The organism is Pseudomonas sp. RA_5y_Pfl1_P24 (genome assembly GCF_963970945.1).
GTDB classification, from domain to species: domain Bacteria; phylum Pseudomonadota; class Gammaproteobacteria; order Pseudomonadales; family Pseudomonadaceae; genus Aquipseudomonas; species Aquipseudomonas tritici.
Genome location: NZ_CAXAOJ010000014.1, coordinates 77,345 through 91,947, shown reverse-complemented (window position 1 = coordinate 91,947; position 14,603 = coordinate 77,345). Strand labels below are relative to the sequence as shown.

The following is a 14,603-nucleotide window of genomic DNA, read 5'->3' as shown; positions in this document are numbered from 1 at the left end:
TTATGCCCTCTCGCCGCGGATGGAAACTGCCGGGAAGGGGTATTGCTCGTTGCGTTCAACCCAGTCCATGAAGTCGGCGCGAGCGCCGGGGAAGCCAATCATGGTCCAGCCGACCATGCCTTTGTTGCCGCCGTGGATCGGGTCGCAGAAGAAGCCTTCCTTGGTGTTTTGCAACAGCAGGTTGAAGAACATCTTCGGCGGCACCGTCTCGAAATGCGCAGCAACTTCGCTACCGCCAGCCTCGAGGCGGCGCAGCATATCGTCTTGGGTAGCGCTGTCTTGCGCAGCAAAAGCTTTACCGTTGAACGCCTTCGACCATGCATCCGTCGCGGCAATGCCCAGACGATAGATTTCTTTGGGTACCAATTTGCTCTGCCAGCCCATCTCAGGCGGTGCGTCAGCGTTGAAAGGGCCTTGCATGAACCACAGGGCACCACTGGCGTAAGGCGTGTTCATCTGCCGGTCGATGTATTCCGGTGCACCCGCTTCCAGGGCACCTGGGCCTTGGGCATCGGCGGGAATCAGGCGCTCGACGGCGGCATTGATAAACGACCATTCCTCGGCGGTGAAATACGTAGGCTCATAGGCTTTGTCGCTGGCCGCAGACTTGGCGGGCGCGGCCTGCGCTGGCTCTGGCGTAGCCATCAGCATCGAGCCGCCGAGGCCGGTGCTGGCAACCGTGACCACCGGGATCAAGGTCAAGGATTTGCGCAGAAAGTCACGCCGGGGGTTGTCTTGATCTTGATCAGACATGGTGGCACCTCATCATGTGGTCACGGGTTATCAGCTTCTAGTGAGCTTTTTTTGGCAATCAATAGTTACAAAGGATAGCAGGCTAAGGATGAGGGGAATCGATTCAGCGACCTAAGTCGAGTAAATGCGGGCAAAAAAAGTGGGCGCTGCTTGTTTGGGGGGCTGGCTTGCCTGCGATGCAAACACCTTAATCGTCCTATCAGGCCGAGGTGATGCTATCGCAGGCAAGCCAGCTCCCCAAACAAGCAGCGCCCACACTAGATCAGCGAATAACGCCTAGTCTTTTTTCAGCTTCGGGTTGGGGAAAAACTGTACGGCTTGAATGTTAGGATCAGCCGGCGCTTTCAGCGCTGAGGTGTTGACCCGCGTACCCAATTCCTTGGGCACCGACAGACCCTGGTCATTCAGTGTGTCGGTATAACCGCAGGCCACGCACTCGCGATGCGGCACGTTGTCCTCGGTCCACATTTTCAACTTGTCCGGCTCGCTGCACGCCGGGCAGACCGCCCCGGCGATGAATTGCTTTTTGGTCATCACAGGCCCTTCGCTCATGCTGCCGCGTCCTCACTCAGGCCGCTGTGGCGCAAGAGTGCGTCAATCGACGGCGCACGTCCGCGGAAGTCGACGAACAGCACCATCGGCGCCTGGGAACCGCCACGGGCCAGGATCGCCTCGCGGAAAGCACGGCCGGTTTCGGCATTGAGTACGCCGTCTTCTTCAAACTTGGAGAAGGCATCCGCCGAGAGCACTTCAGCCCATTTGTAGCTGTAGTAACCCGCCGCATAACCACCAGCGAAGATGTGCGCAAAGCTGTTGGGGAAGCGGTTGTAGGCCGGCGGACGCATCACCGAGACTTCATCGCGCACGCCTTCCAGTACTTGCGCCACGCTGCGGCCATCACCGTGGGTGGCGTGCAGTTCGAAGTCGAACAGCGAGAATTCCAGCTGGCGCACCATCATCAGGCCGGACTGGAAGTTCTTCGCCGCGAGCATTTTTTCCAGCAGGTCTTGGGGCAGCGGCTCGCCGGTTTCGTAATGGCCAGAGATCAGCGCCAGGCCTTCCGGCTCCCAGCACCAGTTCTCCATGAACTGGCTAGGCAATTCCACCGCATCCCAGGCCACGCCGTTGATGCCGGACACACCGGCATGCTCGACGCGGGTCAGCAAGTGATGCAGGCCGTGGCCGAATTCGTGGAACAGCGTGGTGACTTCATCATGGGTCAGCAGGGCAGGCTTGCCGCTGTCGGCCGGGGTGAAATTGCACACCAGGTTGGCCACCGGGCTTTGCAGCACGCCATCAACCGTGCGGCGACGGTCGCGCGCGCCGTCCATCCAGGCACCGCCACGCTTGTTGGCGCGGGCGTACAGGTCGAAGAAGAAGCGACCGACGTGCTGGCCGCTTTCCTTGATTTCAAACAGGCGGACATCCGGGTGCCAGGTGTCGAAGCCTTTTTGCTCGGCGATCTCGATGCCGTACAGGCGCTGGACGATGGCGAACAGACCACCGAGCACTTTGTCGATGGGGAAGTAGGCGCGCAGGGCTTCCTGGGACACGCTATAGCGCTGCTCACGCAGTTTCTCGCCATAGAAGCCGCTGTCCCAACTTTGCAGGTCGGCGCAGCCTTGTTCAGCGGCGTAAGCCTTGAGCTGTTGCAGGTCTTGGGCGGCAAACGGTTTGCTGCGCTTGGCCAGGTCACGCAGGAAGCTGAGCACCTGGTCGCTGGACTCGGCCATTTTGGTGGCCAGGCTCAGTTCGGAGAAGGACGCGTAGCCCAGCAGTTGAGCCAGTTCCTGACGCAAGTCGAGGATCTGTTCCATCACCGGGCCGTTATCGTTCTGACTGGCATTCGGGCCTTGGTCCGACGCGCGGGTGCAGTAAGCCGCGTAGACTTCTTCTCGCAGCGCGCGATCCTCGGCGTACGTCATTACCGCGTAGTAGCTGGGGAATTCCAGGGTGATCAACCAACCGTCGAGGCCCTTGGCCTGGGCAGCGGCAGCCATTTGCGCCTTGGCCGAGTCGGTCAGGCCGGCGAGGGTGGCTTCCTCGGCAACGTGCTTGGTCCACGCCTGGGTAGCATCCAGCAACTGGTTGGAGAACTTGCTGCCCAACTCGGACAGTTTGCTTTGCACTTGCGCGTAGCGCTTTTGCTGTTCCGGCGGCAAATCGATGCCCGACAGGCGGAAATCACGCAGGGCGTGTTCCAGGATGGTTTTTTGCGCCACGTCGAAACCGGCGGCTTCCGGGCTATTGGCGAGGGCTTCAAAAGCCTGGAACAGCGCGCGGTTCTGGCCCATCTCTGTGGAATAGGCGCTCAACGCGGGCAGGCAGCCTTCGTAGGCTTCGCGCAGTTCAGCGCTGTTGCACACGGCGTTGAGGTGGCTGACCGGGCTCCAGGCGGCACCCAGGCGGTCATTCAGTTCATCCATCGCCAGGACCAGGCCGGCCCATGTCGGATTTTTCCCCTGGCTTTGCAGGATGCCTTCGATGGCAACGCGGTTATCGGCAAGGATCTGTTCGATGGCCGGCTGGACGTGCTCGGCACGGATCGCCGAGAACGGCGGCAGGTCGTAGGACTGCAGAAGAGGGTTGTTCGCGCTCACGGTTGGCACCTTGGCTGAAGAAACTGATAAGACAAAGATGGGGCCATCTTAATTACAATCAACACCCACCGCAGCTATCAGCAGAAGAGAGAGAGGCTATCGTGACCCTTCGCACCTATCAGAACCACACGCCAACCCTGTGCGCCGGGGCTTTTGTCGATGTTTCGGCGGTGGTGATCGGCGATGTCGAAATCGGCGCCGACAGCTCGGTTTGGCCGCTGACCGTGATTCGTGGCGACATGCACCGCATCCGCATCGGTGCACGCACCAGCGTGCAGGATGGCTGCGTATTGCACATTACTCACGCCGGGCCGTTCAACCCGGACGGCTTCCCGCTGTTGATCGGCGACGATGTAACCATCGCCCACAAAGTCATGTTGCACGGCTGCACCGTGGGCAACCGCATCCTGATCGGCATGGGCAGCATCGTGATGGACGGCGCGGTGGTGGAAGATGACGTGATCATCGGCGCCGGCAGCCTGGTGCCACCGGGCAAGAAGCTCGAAAGCGGTTTTTTGTATGTTGGCAGCCCGGTTAAACAAGTCCGCGCATTGACTGACAAGGAGCGCGCCTTTTTCACCTACAGCGCCGCGAACTACGTGAAGCTCAAAGACCTGCACCTGGCTGAAGGATTCGACCGATGAGCCTGCCCTACCAAACCGTCCTGTTCGACTTGGACGGCACCCTCACCGACCCGCGCGAGGGCATCACCCGTTCGATCCAGTACGCCCTCGGCAAGCTGGGTATCGACGAGCCGGACCTGACAAAGCTGGAACATTTTATCGGCCCGCCGTTGCTGCAAGCCTTTATGCAGTTCTACGACTTCGATGAAGCCAAGGCCTGGGAGGCGGTGAATTTCTATCGCGAGCGTTTCAAAGTGACCGGTTTGTATGAGAACCGCGTGTTCGACGGCGTGATGCCGCTATTGGATGACCTGAATAGCCAGGGCCGCCAACTGTATGTGGCGACGTCCAAGCCTTGGGTGTTTGCCCGCGAGATCGCCCGGCACTTCGATTTTGCCAGGCATTTTAACGTGATCTACGGCAGCGAGCTGGACGGCACGCGCACCAATAAAGTCGAGTTGATCGCCCACCTGATCAGTGAGGAAGGCCTGGACCCGGCCACCACCTTGATGATTGGTGATCGCAAGCATGACCTGATCGGCGCGCGCAGCAACGGGCTGGATTCGGCGGCGGTGGGGTACGGGTTTGGCAGTTTTGAGGAGTTGAATGCCGAGGCGCCGACTTGGCATTTTGAGACATTGGCCGAGATGCATCAGGCGTTTATGCAGCGTTCTTGAGATAGCGTTCGCAGGCAAGCCAGCTCGCACATTTTGACCGGTGTACAGAGGACCCATGTGGGAGCTGGCTTGCCTGCGATGAGGCCCTAAAGCCCAACACCTTCCAACTGTTGCAACGCCGCTCTACGCTGCTCCACCGGCAACCCGCCCATCTTCTCCACCGCCGCATAAAACCTCACCCAATCCCCACCCTCCTGCGCAAACAACGCCGCAAACGCCGGTACCCACCTGTCATACAACCCAAACGGCAACAGCCGCGCATTGTTCATCGGCTGGTTGATCCAGGCGTCATACCGCTTATCACCGCCCCACTGGCTATCGCGCAATTGTCGGTAATCACTGCGCAAGCGCTCGAACTGCGCGGCCTTGGCCTGGCGCATCACGGCGGCCGCCAAGGGCTTGGCGTAGAGCGCTTCCAGGCGTTTACGGGTATCGAGAATCAGGCGGATAAATTGGTCGCGCTGCTGCAGTATTGCACTGCTGAGCGGTGCCAAACCTCGCACGGCTCGCCACTGGCGAGTGCCTTCCTGCTCAACGAAGTTGGCAAATGATTCATTGAACTCGGTGTCGTCCTTCACATAGAAGCGCTGGTGCGCCAGCTCATGAAAAATCAGCGTGGCCAGGCGTTCATCCCCCCAGTTCAACATCGAATTCATGATCGGGTCATTAAACCAACCCAATGTGGAGTAAGCCTCGACGCCGCCAATCGACACATCCATGCCACGCTGCCTCAACAACGCCGCTTCGCCCCGCGCCGCGCCCTGGTTGTAGTAACCGCGATAGGCCACGCAACCGGCAATAGGGAAGCAATGGGTTTCAGGTGAAAGGGAAAATTCTTGCGTGGCGAAGACATTCCAGACCACATAAGGCCGGCCGATATCGGCGTACAGCCTGTAACTCTGGTTGTCAGGCAGGTGCAGATGTTCACTGGCGAACGTTCGCGCTTTTTGTGATTGCGCCAGGTGCTCGCGCAGCAGCAGTGGGCGGGAAGGGTCAGCGATGACCTGCGCCACCGGCTCCCGGGCCCGCAGCAATTGCCACTGGCCACTCGCCAATTGGCTGTAATAGCTCACGCTCGAGCAGCCGCTGAGCACCACCACCATCAGCCCTGGAAGAAAACGCCTGACCATGCCCCGACCGCTCCTGGGAAATTTGCTCGCCAGACTATCGTGCCGGCGTGGAGTTTTTCCATGGCATGACGTGTTTATACTCACAGGGTGTCTGTTGCCGTCGGCGCCAGGCTTAGTTCTTTCATCCTGTTGAGTGCCTGCCATGCGTCAGCTCTTGCTTCCCGTCGCCGCCCTATTCCTCAGTGCCTGCACCACAACCCCTGTGCCACCGGCAGACCCGCAACAGGCCTGGGTCGATTTCACTACGCCGACGCCGGGATCCAGGCTGGTGATGGCACAGCGTTTGGACGGTAAGAACCTCAATGATGGGCGTTACTTCCAAATGCCGCCCGGCAGTCACGAATTAATGGTGCGCTTCGATTTTGAAGTGCCGGCAGGCGGTGGTCTGGGCGGACTCAGCTCGATGATGTATCGCACCTGCTTCATGACCCTGCAATACGACCACTTCCAGGCTGGCCAGCGCTATGTGCTGGAAGGGCGCTCGCTGGCCTTCACACCTAATATCCGGCTGTATGACTCGGCGCGTCAGTTGCTCGCGCAAGAACGTAGCGTCAACTGCATCTGATCAGTCGTTGTTCTTCTGGTAGAGGATACGCTTGGTACCGTTTTCGCACGAACCGACAAGCATCGCCCTGTCGTGATTCTTGGCTTCTTCGGCGGTAATGATTTCCAGGGTGTAGGAGGGGATAGCCTTGGCCTGGATCTTTACCTCGATCTCTTTCCTGAGCTCTTCACAATCTTTCGGAGCGGCCACAGCCGATGTGGCCAATACACCGCAGAAGATCGCCAAGGCAAAACGTTTCATGTGTGAAGCTCCCTGAATGCATTGCGCACGAGTATGTGGCTAAGGCTGCAATGGCTATAGGACCACATTTGTGAAACACGAGTTCTGATTTAACGCATAACTAAGTGTGGGAGCTGACTTGTCGGATCGACGATTCGACAAGCCAGCTCCCACATTGGATCTGCTGTGTCAGTTAACCAGCGTGCCATCCAGGGTGATGGTTGCATTCAACACCTTGGACACCGGGCATCCTTCCTTGGCCTTCTTGCTCAGCTCATCGAACTGCGCCTGGCTCGCGCCAGGGATCTTGGCCTTGAGGGTCAAGTGCACGGCGGTGATCGCAAAACCACCCTCGACCTGATCCAGAGTGACGTCAGCCTGGGTGTCGATGCTGTCAGCCTTGAGCCCGGCGTCGCCGAGAATCATGGAAAACGCCATGGAGAAACAGCCAGCGTGGGCCGCGCCAATCAATTCTTCAGGGTTGGTGCCTTTGCCGCCTTCGAAACGGGCCTTGAAGCCGTAGGGCGCTTCACGCAATACCCCGGTCTCCGTAGAAATGGAACCCAGGCCAGTCTTCAGGTCACCTTCCCAATGCGCGGATGCTTTTTTAACAATACTCATAGCGGTCTCCTCGAACGGTGGTTTTGCTTCAGTAAGGGTTCTGAGGATAGTTGGCGTGGCAAAGTTCATCTTGTCGGAGAAACCTAGCAATTTAGTAGGAAATTTCCATTCCGCTATTGAATCTCGGGTATATGCCCTCATTGCATAGACCATGCACATGAAGCGGCAGGTTTTGGTTCGTCTAAGAAGCCTGCGCCCCCATTGGAGAAGCAGGCTTATGAAATCGCTGTCCGACGTAAAATTCTCGACCCTTGACCTCGTGCCCGTGCGCGCCAACGGCAGCCCGGCGCAGGCGCTGCGTAATTCCCTGGACCTGGCCCAGCATGTGGAGAAGTTTGGCTATAACCGTTTCTGGGTGGCCGAACACCACAACATGGACGGCATCGCCAGCTCTGCCACCTCGGTATTGCTGGGTTACCTGGCCGGCGGCACCTCGACCATTCGCGTCGGCTCCGGCGGCATCATGCTGCCCAACCACGCGCCATTGGTGATCGCCGAACAGTTCGGCACCCTGGAAAGCCTCTACCCCGGGCGTATCGACCTGGGCCTGGGCCGCGCGCCCGGCTCTGACCAGATGACCGCCCGCGCGCTGCGCCGTGAACGCTCCGGCAGCGCAGATGATTTCCCGGACGATGTGGCCGAACTGATGGCCTACCTGGGCCCACGTACGCCCGACCAACGGGTTATTGCGGTGCCCGGCAGCGGTACCAATGTGCCGGTCTGGCTGCTCGGTTCCAGCCTGTTCAGCGCACAACTGGCTGGCGAACGCGGTTTGCCCTACGCATTCGCCTCGCATTTCGCACCGCGCTTGATGCATGAAGCGATTCGCGTCTACCGCAACCACTTCAAGCCTTCAGCCGTGCTGGACAAACCCTACGTGATGCTCGGCATTCCGCTGGTCGCCGCAGACACTGATGAGCAGGCCGACTACCTGGCCACTTCGGTGTACCAACGCATCCTTGCACTGATGCGCGGCCAGAGCCTGGTGCAGCGCCCACCGGTGAACACCATGGATGGCCTGTGGCTCCCTCACGAGAAAGACGCGGTCGGCAGCTTCCTGGGCCTGGCGATGGTCGGCGGCCCGGCGAAGATTCGCGCCAAGCTGGAGGTGTTGATCGAGCAGACCGGCGCCGATGAGCTGATTTTCACCAGCGACCTGTACGAACACGCTGACCGGATTCATTCCTACGAGCTGCTCGCGCAAGTAATGAAAGGCTAAAACCGAGGCGAAAAAAACCGACGCACCCGCGTCGGTTTTTTATGTCTGGAGCACGAGGTTAACCGCGCTTGTAGACGATTTCCTTGGTGCCGCCTTCGCAGCTGCCGACCACTTGAGCGTCGGTAGAAGCGCCTTTATCCACCACTTCGAGGGAATAACCTGACGCGCCCTTGGCGTCGATTTTCGCTGCGATTTCGCTTTTCAGCTCTTCGCATGGCTTGCCCGCCGCCAGGGCAGTACCTGCAATGCTCAACAGACCGACTGCTAACAGAAACTTCTTCATCCGTTACTTCCTTACGCTGATCGAATAGAACGTGCCGAGGCTGTCGCCTCGGCACCCCAACGTTGTAGCGCAGGTTATGGCAATCGGCCAGTCAGCAAGTTCAACTCACAGGATCAACTGCTGGCAATTCGGAACCCTACCTTGAGCGTGACCTGATAGTGCGCGACCTTGCCATTCTCGATATGGCCGCGGGTTTCAGTCACCTCAAACCATTCCAGGTGCTTGATGCTCTTGTTGGCTTCAGCCACCGCATTGTTGATGGCGTCTTCGATGCTGGTGGTGGACGAACCCACCAATTCGACTTTCTTGTAGGTGTGATGATCAGACATGGCGTTTCTCCTGAGGTCTCTAGTGAGCGTAGCAGTCAATGTTCCTACTGCTTCTGTCGACGATTCGTCCTCGAAAGTTCAGATTTACTGCACTTTTTGAATAGGCCGCAGTCGGTATCTACACACGCCACTCAATCACTTCAGGAGATGTCCACATGGCCAACACTTCTTTACGCAAAGCATCGCTGGAAAGCATGGAAGCCGAGATTTCGAGCCTACTCAAGTCCCTTGAGAGCCTCAAGGACGATGCGTCCGACGAGTCGCGCAAAACGTTGAAGGCCCTGAAAAGCAATGCCGAGAATGCCCTCAAGCATTCCCGTCATCTGATCAGCGATGCCTACGAAGAAAGCAAAGTCAAAATTCGCGAAACCAGTGTTGCTACCCGTGATTACGCGCAAGAGCACCCATGGACTACAGCCGGCGTTGCTGTAGGCGCATTGGGTCTGCTGGCGGCCTATCTGCTGTGCAAACGTGGTGACTAAATAGGCTGGCGCAACAGCTCAGCCTTGAGCCACTGCGCCAGTTGCCCGGCGCGCCCGTCTGCGGCGCGCTTGGGTAGCCACAACGCCAGGTGCGCCGGGGTTTCGCTGAACCCCCACGGCGCCACTAGGCGACCCGCCCGCAAGTCCTCTGCTACCAGCGGTTGCGGCGCAATCGCCACACCCAGCCCAGCCACCGCCGCCTCCAGTAAATAGTACAAATGCTCAAAACCCTGGCCGTGTTTCAACGCGTCCGGCTTGATGCCGTGTTGCTGCGCCCAACTGGGCCAAGCTTGCGGGCGCGATGTGGTGTGCAGTAACGCCTCATCGCACAACGCAGCGGCGGGCGCCTCGCGCATCCGCTCGTAGCCGGTAAAACGCGGGCTCATCACCGGGCCGATGCGTTCACTGGCCAGTTCATACACCTGCATATCCGCCGGCCAAGGCGGTTCGGCAAACACCAGCAGGGCGTCCAGGCCCGGGCGGCGAGGATCAAGATCACCGTCACCTGCCGACAGGTGCAGGCGCAAATCCGGAAGGTCCGCATTCAAGCGACCCAGGCGCGGGATCAACCAACGCGCCAGCAGGCTACCTGAACAGCCAAGCACGAAGGGCGCGTCAGCGCTGGCCTGGGTCAGCTCTGCACATGCATCCCTTAATCGCTCGAAGGCTTCGGCGCTGGCATCCCGAAGCCGCACGCCGGAATCTGTGAGTTTAAGGCCGCGCCCATCCTTGACGAACAAGCTGACACCGAGGTGCTCCTCCAACACCTTCAACTGCCGACTGACGGCACCGTGGGTCACGTGCAATTGCTCAGCCGCTTGGCTGACGCTGTTCAACCGCGCGGTGGCTTCAAACGCGCGAAGGGCATTGAGGGGTGGAAGGTCTCGGCTCATCTGTGAGTTTTCCTGACAGGTTACGGCGATCTTATCGGTTTTCAGCATAGGCCGTCAGGGGTAGAGTGGCCCTCATTGTTTCTCACACCGATTCTTTTCCTGGAGCGTCCCATGACTCAGTCCCAGACCGATCTACGCAACGGCCCTGACGCCAACGGCCTGTTTGGCGCGTTCGGCGGCCGCTACGTAGCTGAAACCCTGATGCCGTTGATCCTTGAGCTGGCCCGTGAATACGAAGCGGCCAAGATTGATCCGGCATTCAACGAGGAATTGGCCTACTTCCAGCGCGACTACGTCGGTCGACCAAGCCCGCTGTATTTCGCCGAGCGGCTGACCGAGTTCTGCGGCGGCGCCAAGATTTACCTCAAGCGCGAAGAGCTAAACCACACCGGCGCGCACAAGATCAACAACTGCATCGGCCAGATCCTGCTGGCGCGGCGCATGGGCAAAAAACGCATCATCGCCGAGACCGGCGCCGGCATGCACGGTGTGGCCACCGCCACCGTGGCTGCGCGCTTCGGCCTCGACTGCGTGATCTACATGGGCACCACCGACATCGAGCGCCAACAGGCCAACGTGTTCCGCATGAAACTGTTGGGCGCCAAAGTGATCCCGGTAGTGTCCGGCACCGGCACGCTCAAAGACGCGATGAACGAAGCCCTGCGCGACTGGGTGACCAACGTTGATGACACCTTCTACCTGATCGGCACCGTGGCTGGCCCGCACCCGTACCCTGCAATGGTGCGCGACTTCCAGGCAGTGATCGGCAAGGAAACCCGTGACCAGATGCAAGCCCAGGAAGGTCGCCTGCCGGACAGCCTGGTGGCGTGTATCGGCGGTGGCTCGAACGCCATGGGCCTGTTCCACCCGTTCCTGAATGACACCAGCGTCGAAATCATCGGCGTTGAAGCGGCAGGCTATGGCATCGAAACCGGCAAGCATGCCGCCAGCCTCAACGGCGGCGTACCGGGTGTGCTGCACGGCAACCGCACCTTCCTGCTGCAGGACGACGACGGCCAGATCATCGACGCCCACTCGATTTCCGCCGGCCTCGACTACCCCGGCATCGGCCCGGAACACGCCTGGTTGCATGACATCGGCCGCGCCCAGTACACGTCGGTGACCGACCACGAAGCCCTGGAAGCGTTTCACAAATGCTGCCGCCTGGAAGGGATTATTCCCGCTCTGGAAACTGCCCACGCCCTGGCCGAAGTATTCAAACGCGCACCGACCCTGCCGAAAGATCACCTGATGGTGGTGAACTTGTCCGGCCGTGGCGACAAAGACATGCAGACCGTGATGCACCACATGGAACAGTCCCAGCAGGAGAAACACTAATGAGCCGCCTGCAAACCCGCTTTGCGCAGCTGAAAGAACAAAACCGTGCCGCCCTGGTGACCTTCGTCACCGCCGGCGACCCCGGTTATGACACCTCGCTGGCGATCCTCAAGGGCTTGCCCACCGCTGGCGCCGACGTGATCGAGCTGGGCATGCCTTTCACCGACCCGATGGCCGACGGCCCGGCGATCCAGCTGGCTAACATCCGTGCGCTGGAAGCCAAGCAGAACCTGGCGAAAACCCTGCAAATGGTCCGCGAGTTCCGCAAGGACAACAACGACACGCCGCTGGTATTGATGGGCTACTTCAACCCGATCCACAAATACGGCGTGCCGCAGTTCATCGCCGACGCCAAGGAAGCCGGCGTGGATGGCGTGATCGTGGTCGACATGCCGCCTGAGCATAACGGCGAACTGTGCGACCCGGCCCAGGCCGCCGGTATCGACTTTATCCGCCTGACCACGCCGACCACCGATGACGTGCGCCTGCCGACCGTCCTCAACGGCAGCTCCGGCTTTGTGTACTACGTGTCGGTGGCTGGTGTGACCGGTGCCGGCGCCGCTACCCTGGAGCACGTCGAAGAAGCCGTGACCCGCCTGCGTCGGCATACCGACCTGCCGATCAGCATTGGTTTCGGTATTCGTACACCGGAACAAGCAGCGGCTATCGCGCGGTTGGCGGACGGTGTGGTGGTGGGTTCGGCGCTGATCGATCAAATCGCCAATGCCAGCAATGACCAACAAGCCATCGACGGTGTGTTGACCCTCTGCGCGGCGCTGTCGGAAGGCGTACGTAACGCCCGTAAGTAAAGGCCCCGTAACCAGTAGGTAAAGTTCCTGATACAGAGGAATCAACCCGCTCGGACACAGCCTAAACAGCAAGACCAAGGGATCTCGAACCTCGTTCGAGATCCCTTTTGTGTGTGTGTGCCCTGAGGAATACCCGATGAAAATGCCCAAATCCGTGATTGCAGGCCTTGGCGTGCTAGTGCTCGGCGCCAGCGCCCTGGTGCAAGCCGCGCCATATGACCAAGGCGGCCCTGACCGTGGCGGCCCACAAGGCCAGCACGAACAACGTGGCGACGAGCATCGCGGTCCTCAGGACAACCGTCGCGGCGGCCCACCCAAGGACTTCGGCCCGGTGCGGCAGATCATCCACGACAATCACGGCCAGTTCTCCCGTGGCACACCGCCTCCGCCGAACGTGCGCCTGGTACGTGGCCAGCCATTGCCGCGTGGTTACTACGGTGAACGCCTCGACGGCCGTGCCCTGGCACGCCTGCCGGTGTACCCGGGCTATGAATGGCGCCGTTCGGGGCCGGATGTGGTACTGATCGCCGTGGGTACGGGCGTCGTCTACGAGATCTTGGATGGTGTGCTCAACTAACGCCGAGTAATAGCTTTGAGCGGGCTTGACCCGCGATGGATGGCGAAGCCGCCCCAATGAAGACACCGCTTTCTGCCTGACAGAATATGGTGTGTGGTTTTGGGCTGCTGCACAGCCCAGCGCGGGTCAAGCCCGCTCACTACGCGCTACTCATTCAATTCGATCCGCTCGACCTTGCCGACCAGCAAGATATAGGAAAGCGCCCCAAGCAACGCCAGCACCGCAATATAGGTAATCGCCGGCGCGAACGAATCACCGCTGGCCAAAAAGCCAATCACGATCGGTGTAGCAATCGCCGACAGGTTGCCGATGAAGTTGAACACCCCACCGGTCAAACCCAGCAACCGTGCAGGCGCGAGAGTCGAGACCAGCGACCAGGTGATCGACGCCAGGCCATTACCAAAGAACGCCACGGCCAGGAACGCAATTACCCACGCGGTCGAGTCCACATAGTTGGCGCCGATGATCGCCGTGGAAATCAACAGCCCACTGATGATCGGCAACTTGCGTGCGAAGCCCACCGACGCACCTCGGCGAATCAGCCAGTCGGAAAAGATCCCGGAACACAGCACACCAACAAACGCCGCTAGAAATGGCAAGGACGCCAGCAGGCCGGACTTGATGAAGTCCATGCCGCGATACTTCACCAAATAGGTCGGGAACCAGGTCAGGAAGAACCACAGCGTGGAGTTGAGGCAGAACTGCCCCAGGTAGATCCCCCAGAGTTTGCGTTTGCTCAACACGATGCCCAGGTCGACCCAACTGAACGGCGCCTTGACGGTTTTTTCCTGCATGTCCACCAGCCCGCCGCCTTCACGGATCAGCTCGATTTCCGCAGCGTTCGCGCCTTTGAAATCCTTGGGCTCGCGGTACACCGCGTACCAGATCAGCGCCCACACAATGCCCACGCCACCGGTCGCGACAAACACCATGTGCCAACCAAATGCGTGCTGCAGCCAAGCCAGTACCGGCGTGAGAAACGCCAGCCCGACAAACTGGCCCGAGGTGTAGACGCCAATCGCCGTGGCGCGCTCGCGCTCGGGAAACCAAGTGGTGACCACACGGCTGTTGATCGGGTAGGCCGGCGCTTCCAGCGCGCCCACCGCCATGCGCAGCACGAACAACGCGATAAAGCTGGCGGCGAAGCCGAGCATCACGGTGGCGATGGACCACAACAGCAGCGCAGCGGTGTAGAGGATGCGCGGTGGCACGCGGTCGACCAGCCAGCCACCGGGGATTTGCATGGCGGCGTAGGTCCAGCCGAAGGCCGAGAAGATCAGGCCGACGTGCACCGGGTCGATCCCCAGTTCACTGGTCAGCGCCGGGGCGGCGATCGACAGGTTGCTGCGGTCGAGGTAGTTGATCACCACGGTGATGAACAGCAGCACCATGATGAAAAAACGCTTTCTGGTAGGCGTGACTAAAGACGCCTGCCCGGTGGAGGATGCAGGGTGCATGAGGGGGTGCCTCTTCTTATGTTTATTG

The 14,603-nt window shown here is 59.9% G+C and carries 18 protein-coding genes; 8 read left to right on the top strand and 10 right to left on the bottom strand.

Features of this window, described 5'->3' with window-relative positions:
• The 3 genes from AACY30_RS22175 to prlC all read right to left on the bottom strand — a co-directional run bounded on the left by AACY30_RS22175 (position 1) and on the right by prlC (position 3,353).
• On the bottom strand, positions 1–753 hold the full coding sequence (locus AACY30_RS22175) for a gluconate 2-dehydrogenase subunit 3 family protein (protein WP_339470497.1): 753 nt from the start codon (positions 751–753) through the stop codon (positions 1–3).
• 276 nt (positions 754–1,029) lie between these two features.
• On the bottom strand, positions 1,030–1,305 hold the full coding sequence (locus AACY30_RS22170; protein ID WP_339470499.1) for a YheV family putative zinc ribbon protein: 276 nt from the start codon (positions 1,303–1,305) through the stop codon (positions 1,030–1,032).
• Positions 1,302–3,353 (bottom strand): oligopeptidase A, encoded by a 2,052-nt coding sequence (gene prlC / locus AACY30_RS22165; protein WP_339470501.1) that lies wholly within the window; start codon positions 3,351–3,353, stop codon positions 1,302–1,304. The genes AACY30_RS22170 and prlC overlap by 4 nt, the downstream gene beginning before the upstream one ends.
• 101 nt (positions 3,354–3,454) lie before the next feature.
• On the opposite strand from prlC, the gene AACY30_RS22160 reads away from it, so the two are divergent.
• Both AACY30_RS22160 and AACY30_RS22155 read left to right on the top strand, forming a co-directional pair.
• Positions 3,455–3,997, top strand: coding sequence for a gamma carbonic anhydrase family protein (locus AACY30_RS22160; protein WP_339470503.1), 543 nt, complete (start codon positions 3,455–3,457; stop codon positions 3,995–3,997).
• A complete protein-coding gene (locus AACY30_RS22155) occupies positions 3,994–4,653 on the top strand; it encodes an HAD family hydrolase (protein ID WP_339470505.1) in 660 nt (219 codons plus the stop codon). Before AACY30_RS22160 ends, AACY30_RS22155 begins: the two co-directional genes overlap by 4 nt.
• Before the next feature lie 86 nt (positions 4,654–4,739).
• On the opposite strand, the gene AACY30_RS22150 is transcribed toward AACY30_RS22155, so the two are convergent.
• Positions 4,740–5,783, bottom strand: coding sequence for an aminopeptidase (locus AACY30_RS22150; RefSeq protein ID WP_339470506.1), 1,044 nt, complete (start codon positions 5,781–5,783; stop codon positions 4,740–4,742).
• A 142-nt stretch (positions 5,784–5,925) separates the two neighbouring features.
• Here AACY30_RS22150 and AACY30_RS22145 point away from each other — a divergent pair, with 142 nt between their 5' ends.
• Positions 5,926–6,348: a PA0061/PA0062 family lipoprotein gene (locus tag AACY30_RS22145; protein WP_339419235.1), complete on the top strand. Its 423-nt coding sequence runs from the start codon at positions 5,926–5,928 to the stop codon at positions 6,346–6,348.
• Here the strand turns inward: AACY30_RS22145 and AACY30_RS22140 are convergent, their stop codons facing one another.
• On the bottom strand, positions 6,349–6,588 hold the full coding sequence (locus tag AACY30_RS22140) for a DUF1161 domain-containing protein (protein WP_339419237.1): 240 nt from the start codon (positions 6,586–6,588) through the stop codon (positions 6,349–6,351).
• A gap of 168 nt (positions 6,589–6,756) precedes the next feature.
• A complete protein-coding gene (locus AACY30_RS22135) occupies positions 6,757–7,188 on the bottom strand; it encodes an OsmC family protein (RefSeq protein ID WP_065875609.1) in 432 nt (143 codons plus the stop codon).
• 217 nt (positions 7,189–7,405) lie between these two features.
• On the opposite strand from AACY30_RS22135, the gene AACY30_RS22130 reads away from it, so the two are divergent.
• Positions 7,406–8,407 (top strand): LLM class flavin-dependent oxidoreductase, encoded by a 1,002-nt coding sequence (locus tag AACY30_RS22130; protein ID WP_339470508.1) that lies wholly within the window; start codon positions 7,406–7,408, stop codon positions 8,405–8,407.
• Between the two features lie 58 nt (positions 8,408–8,465).
• Here the strand turns inward: AACY30_RS22130 and AACY30_RS22125 are convergent, their stop codons facing one another.
• Positions 8,466–8,690: a DUF1161 domain-containing protein gene (locus AACY30_RS22125; RefSeq protein ID WP_049710777.1), complete on the bottom strand. Its 225-nt coding sequence runs from the start codon at positions 8,688–8,690 to the stop codon at positions 8,466–8,468.
• 113 nt (positions 8,691–8,803) lie between these two features.
• Positions 8,804–9,019, bottom strand: coding sequence for a dodecin (locus AACY30_RS22120; protein ID WP_049710778.1), 216 nt, complete (start codon positions 9,017–9,019; stop codon positions 8,804–8,806).
• A 155-nt stretch (positions 9,020–9,174) separates the two neighbouring features.
• Between AACY30_RS22120 and AACY30_RS22115 the strand changes: the two genes are divergently transcribed.
• A complete protein-coding gene (locus tag AACY30_RS22115) occupies positions 9,175–9,501 on the top strand; it encodes a DUF883 family protein (RefSeq protein WP_032885107.1) in 327 nt (108 codons plus the stop codon).
• Here the strand turns inward: AACY30_RS22115 and AACY30_RS22110 are convergent.
• Positions 9,498–10,394 carry a LysR family transcriptional regulator gene (locus tag AACY30_RS22110; protein WP_339470509.1) on the bottom strand — a complete coding sequence of 299 codons (897 nt, stop codon included), beginning with the start codon at positions 10,392–10,394 and terminating at the stop codon, positions 9,498–9,500. The two genes, AACY30_RS22115 and AACY30_RS22110, sit on opposite strands and share 4 nt — an antisense overlap.
• A 111-nt stretch (positions 10,395–10,505) precedes the next feature.
• Here AACY30_RS22110 and trpB point away from each other — a divergent pair, with 111 nt between their 5' ends.
• The 3 genes from trpB (at position 10,506) to AACY30_RS22095 (ending at position 13,118) form a co-directional block, all read left to right on the top strand.
• On the top strand, positions 10,506–11,732 hold the full coding sequence (trpB, locus tag AACY30_RS22105) for a tryptophan synthase subunit beta (protein WP_339419243.1): 1,227 nt from the start codon (positions 10,506–10,508) through the stop codon (positions 11,730–11,732).
• Positions 11,732–12,541, top strand: a complete 810-nt coding sequence (gene trpA, locus AACY30_RS22100; RefSeq protein ID WP_339470510.1) for a tryptophan synthase subunit alpha — start codon at positions 11,732–11,734, stop codon at positions 12,539–12,541. Before trpB ends, trpA begins: the two co-directional genes overlap by 1 nt.
• 136 nt (positions 12,542–12,677) lie before the next feature.
• Entirely contained in the window at positions 12,678–13,118 is a 441-nt protein-coding gene (locus AACY30_RS22095; protein WP_339470511.1) for an anti-virulence regulator CigR family protein, read from the top strand.
• 146 nt (positions 13,119–13,264) lie between these two features.
• Here AACY30_RS22095 and AACY30_RS22090 read toward each other — a convergent pair whose 3' ends face one another.
• A complete protein-coding gene (locus AACY30_RS22090) occupies positions 13,265–14,575 on the bottom strand; it encodes an MFS transporter (protein WP_339470512.1) in 1,311 nt (436 codons plus the stop codon).
• Positions 14,576–14,603: the final 28 nt, after the last annotated feature.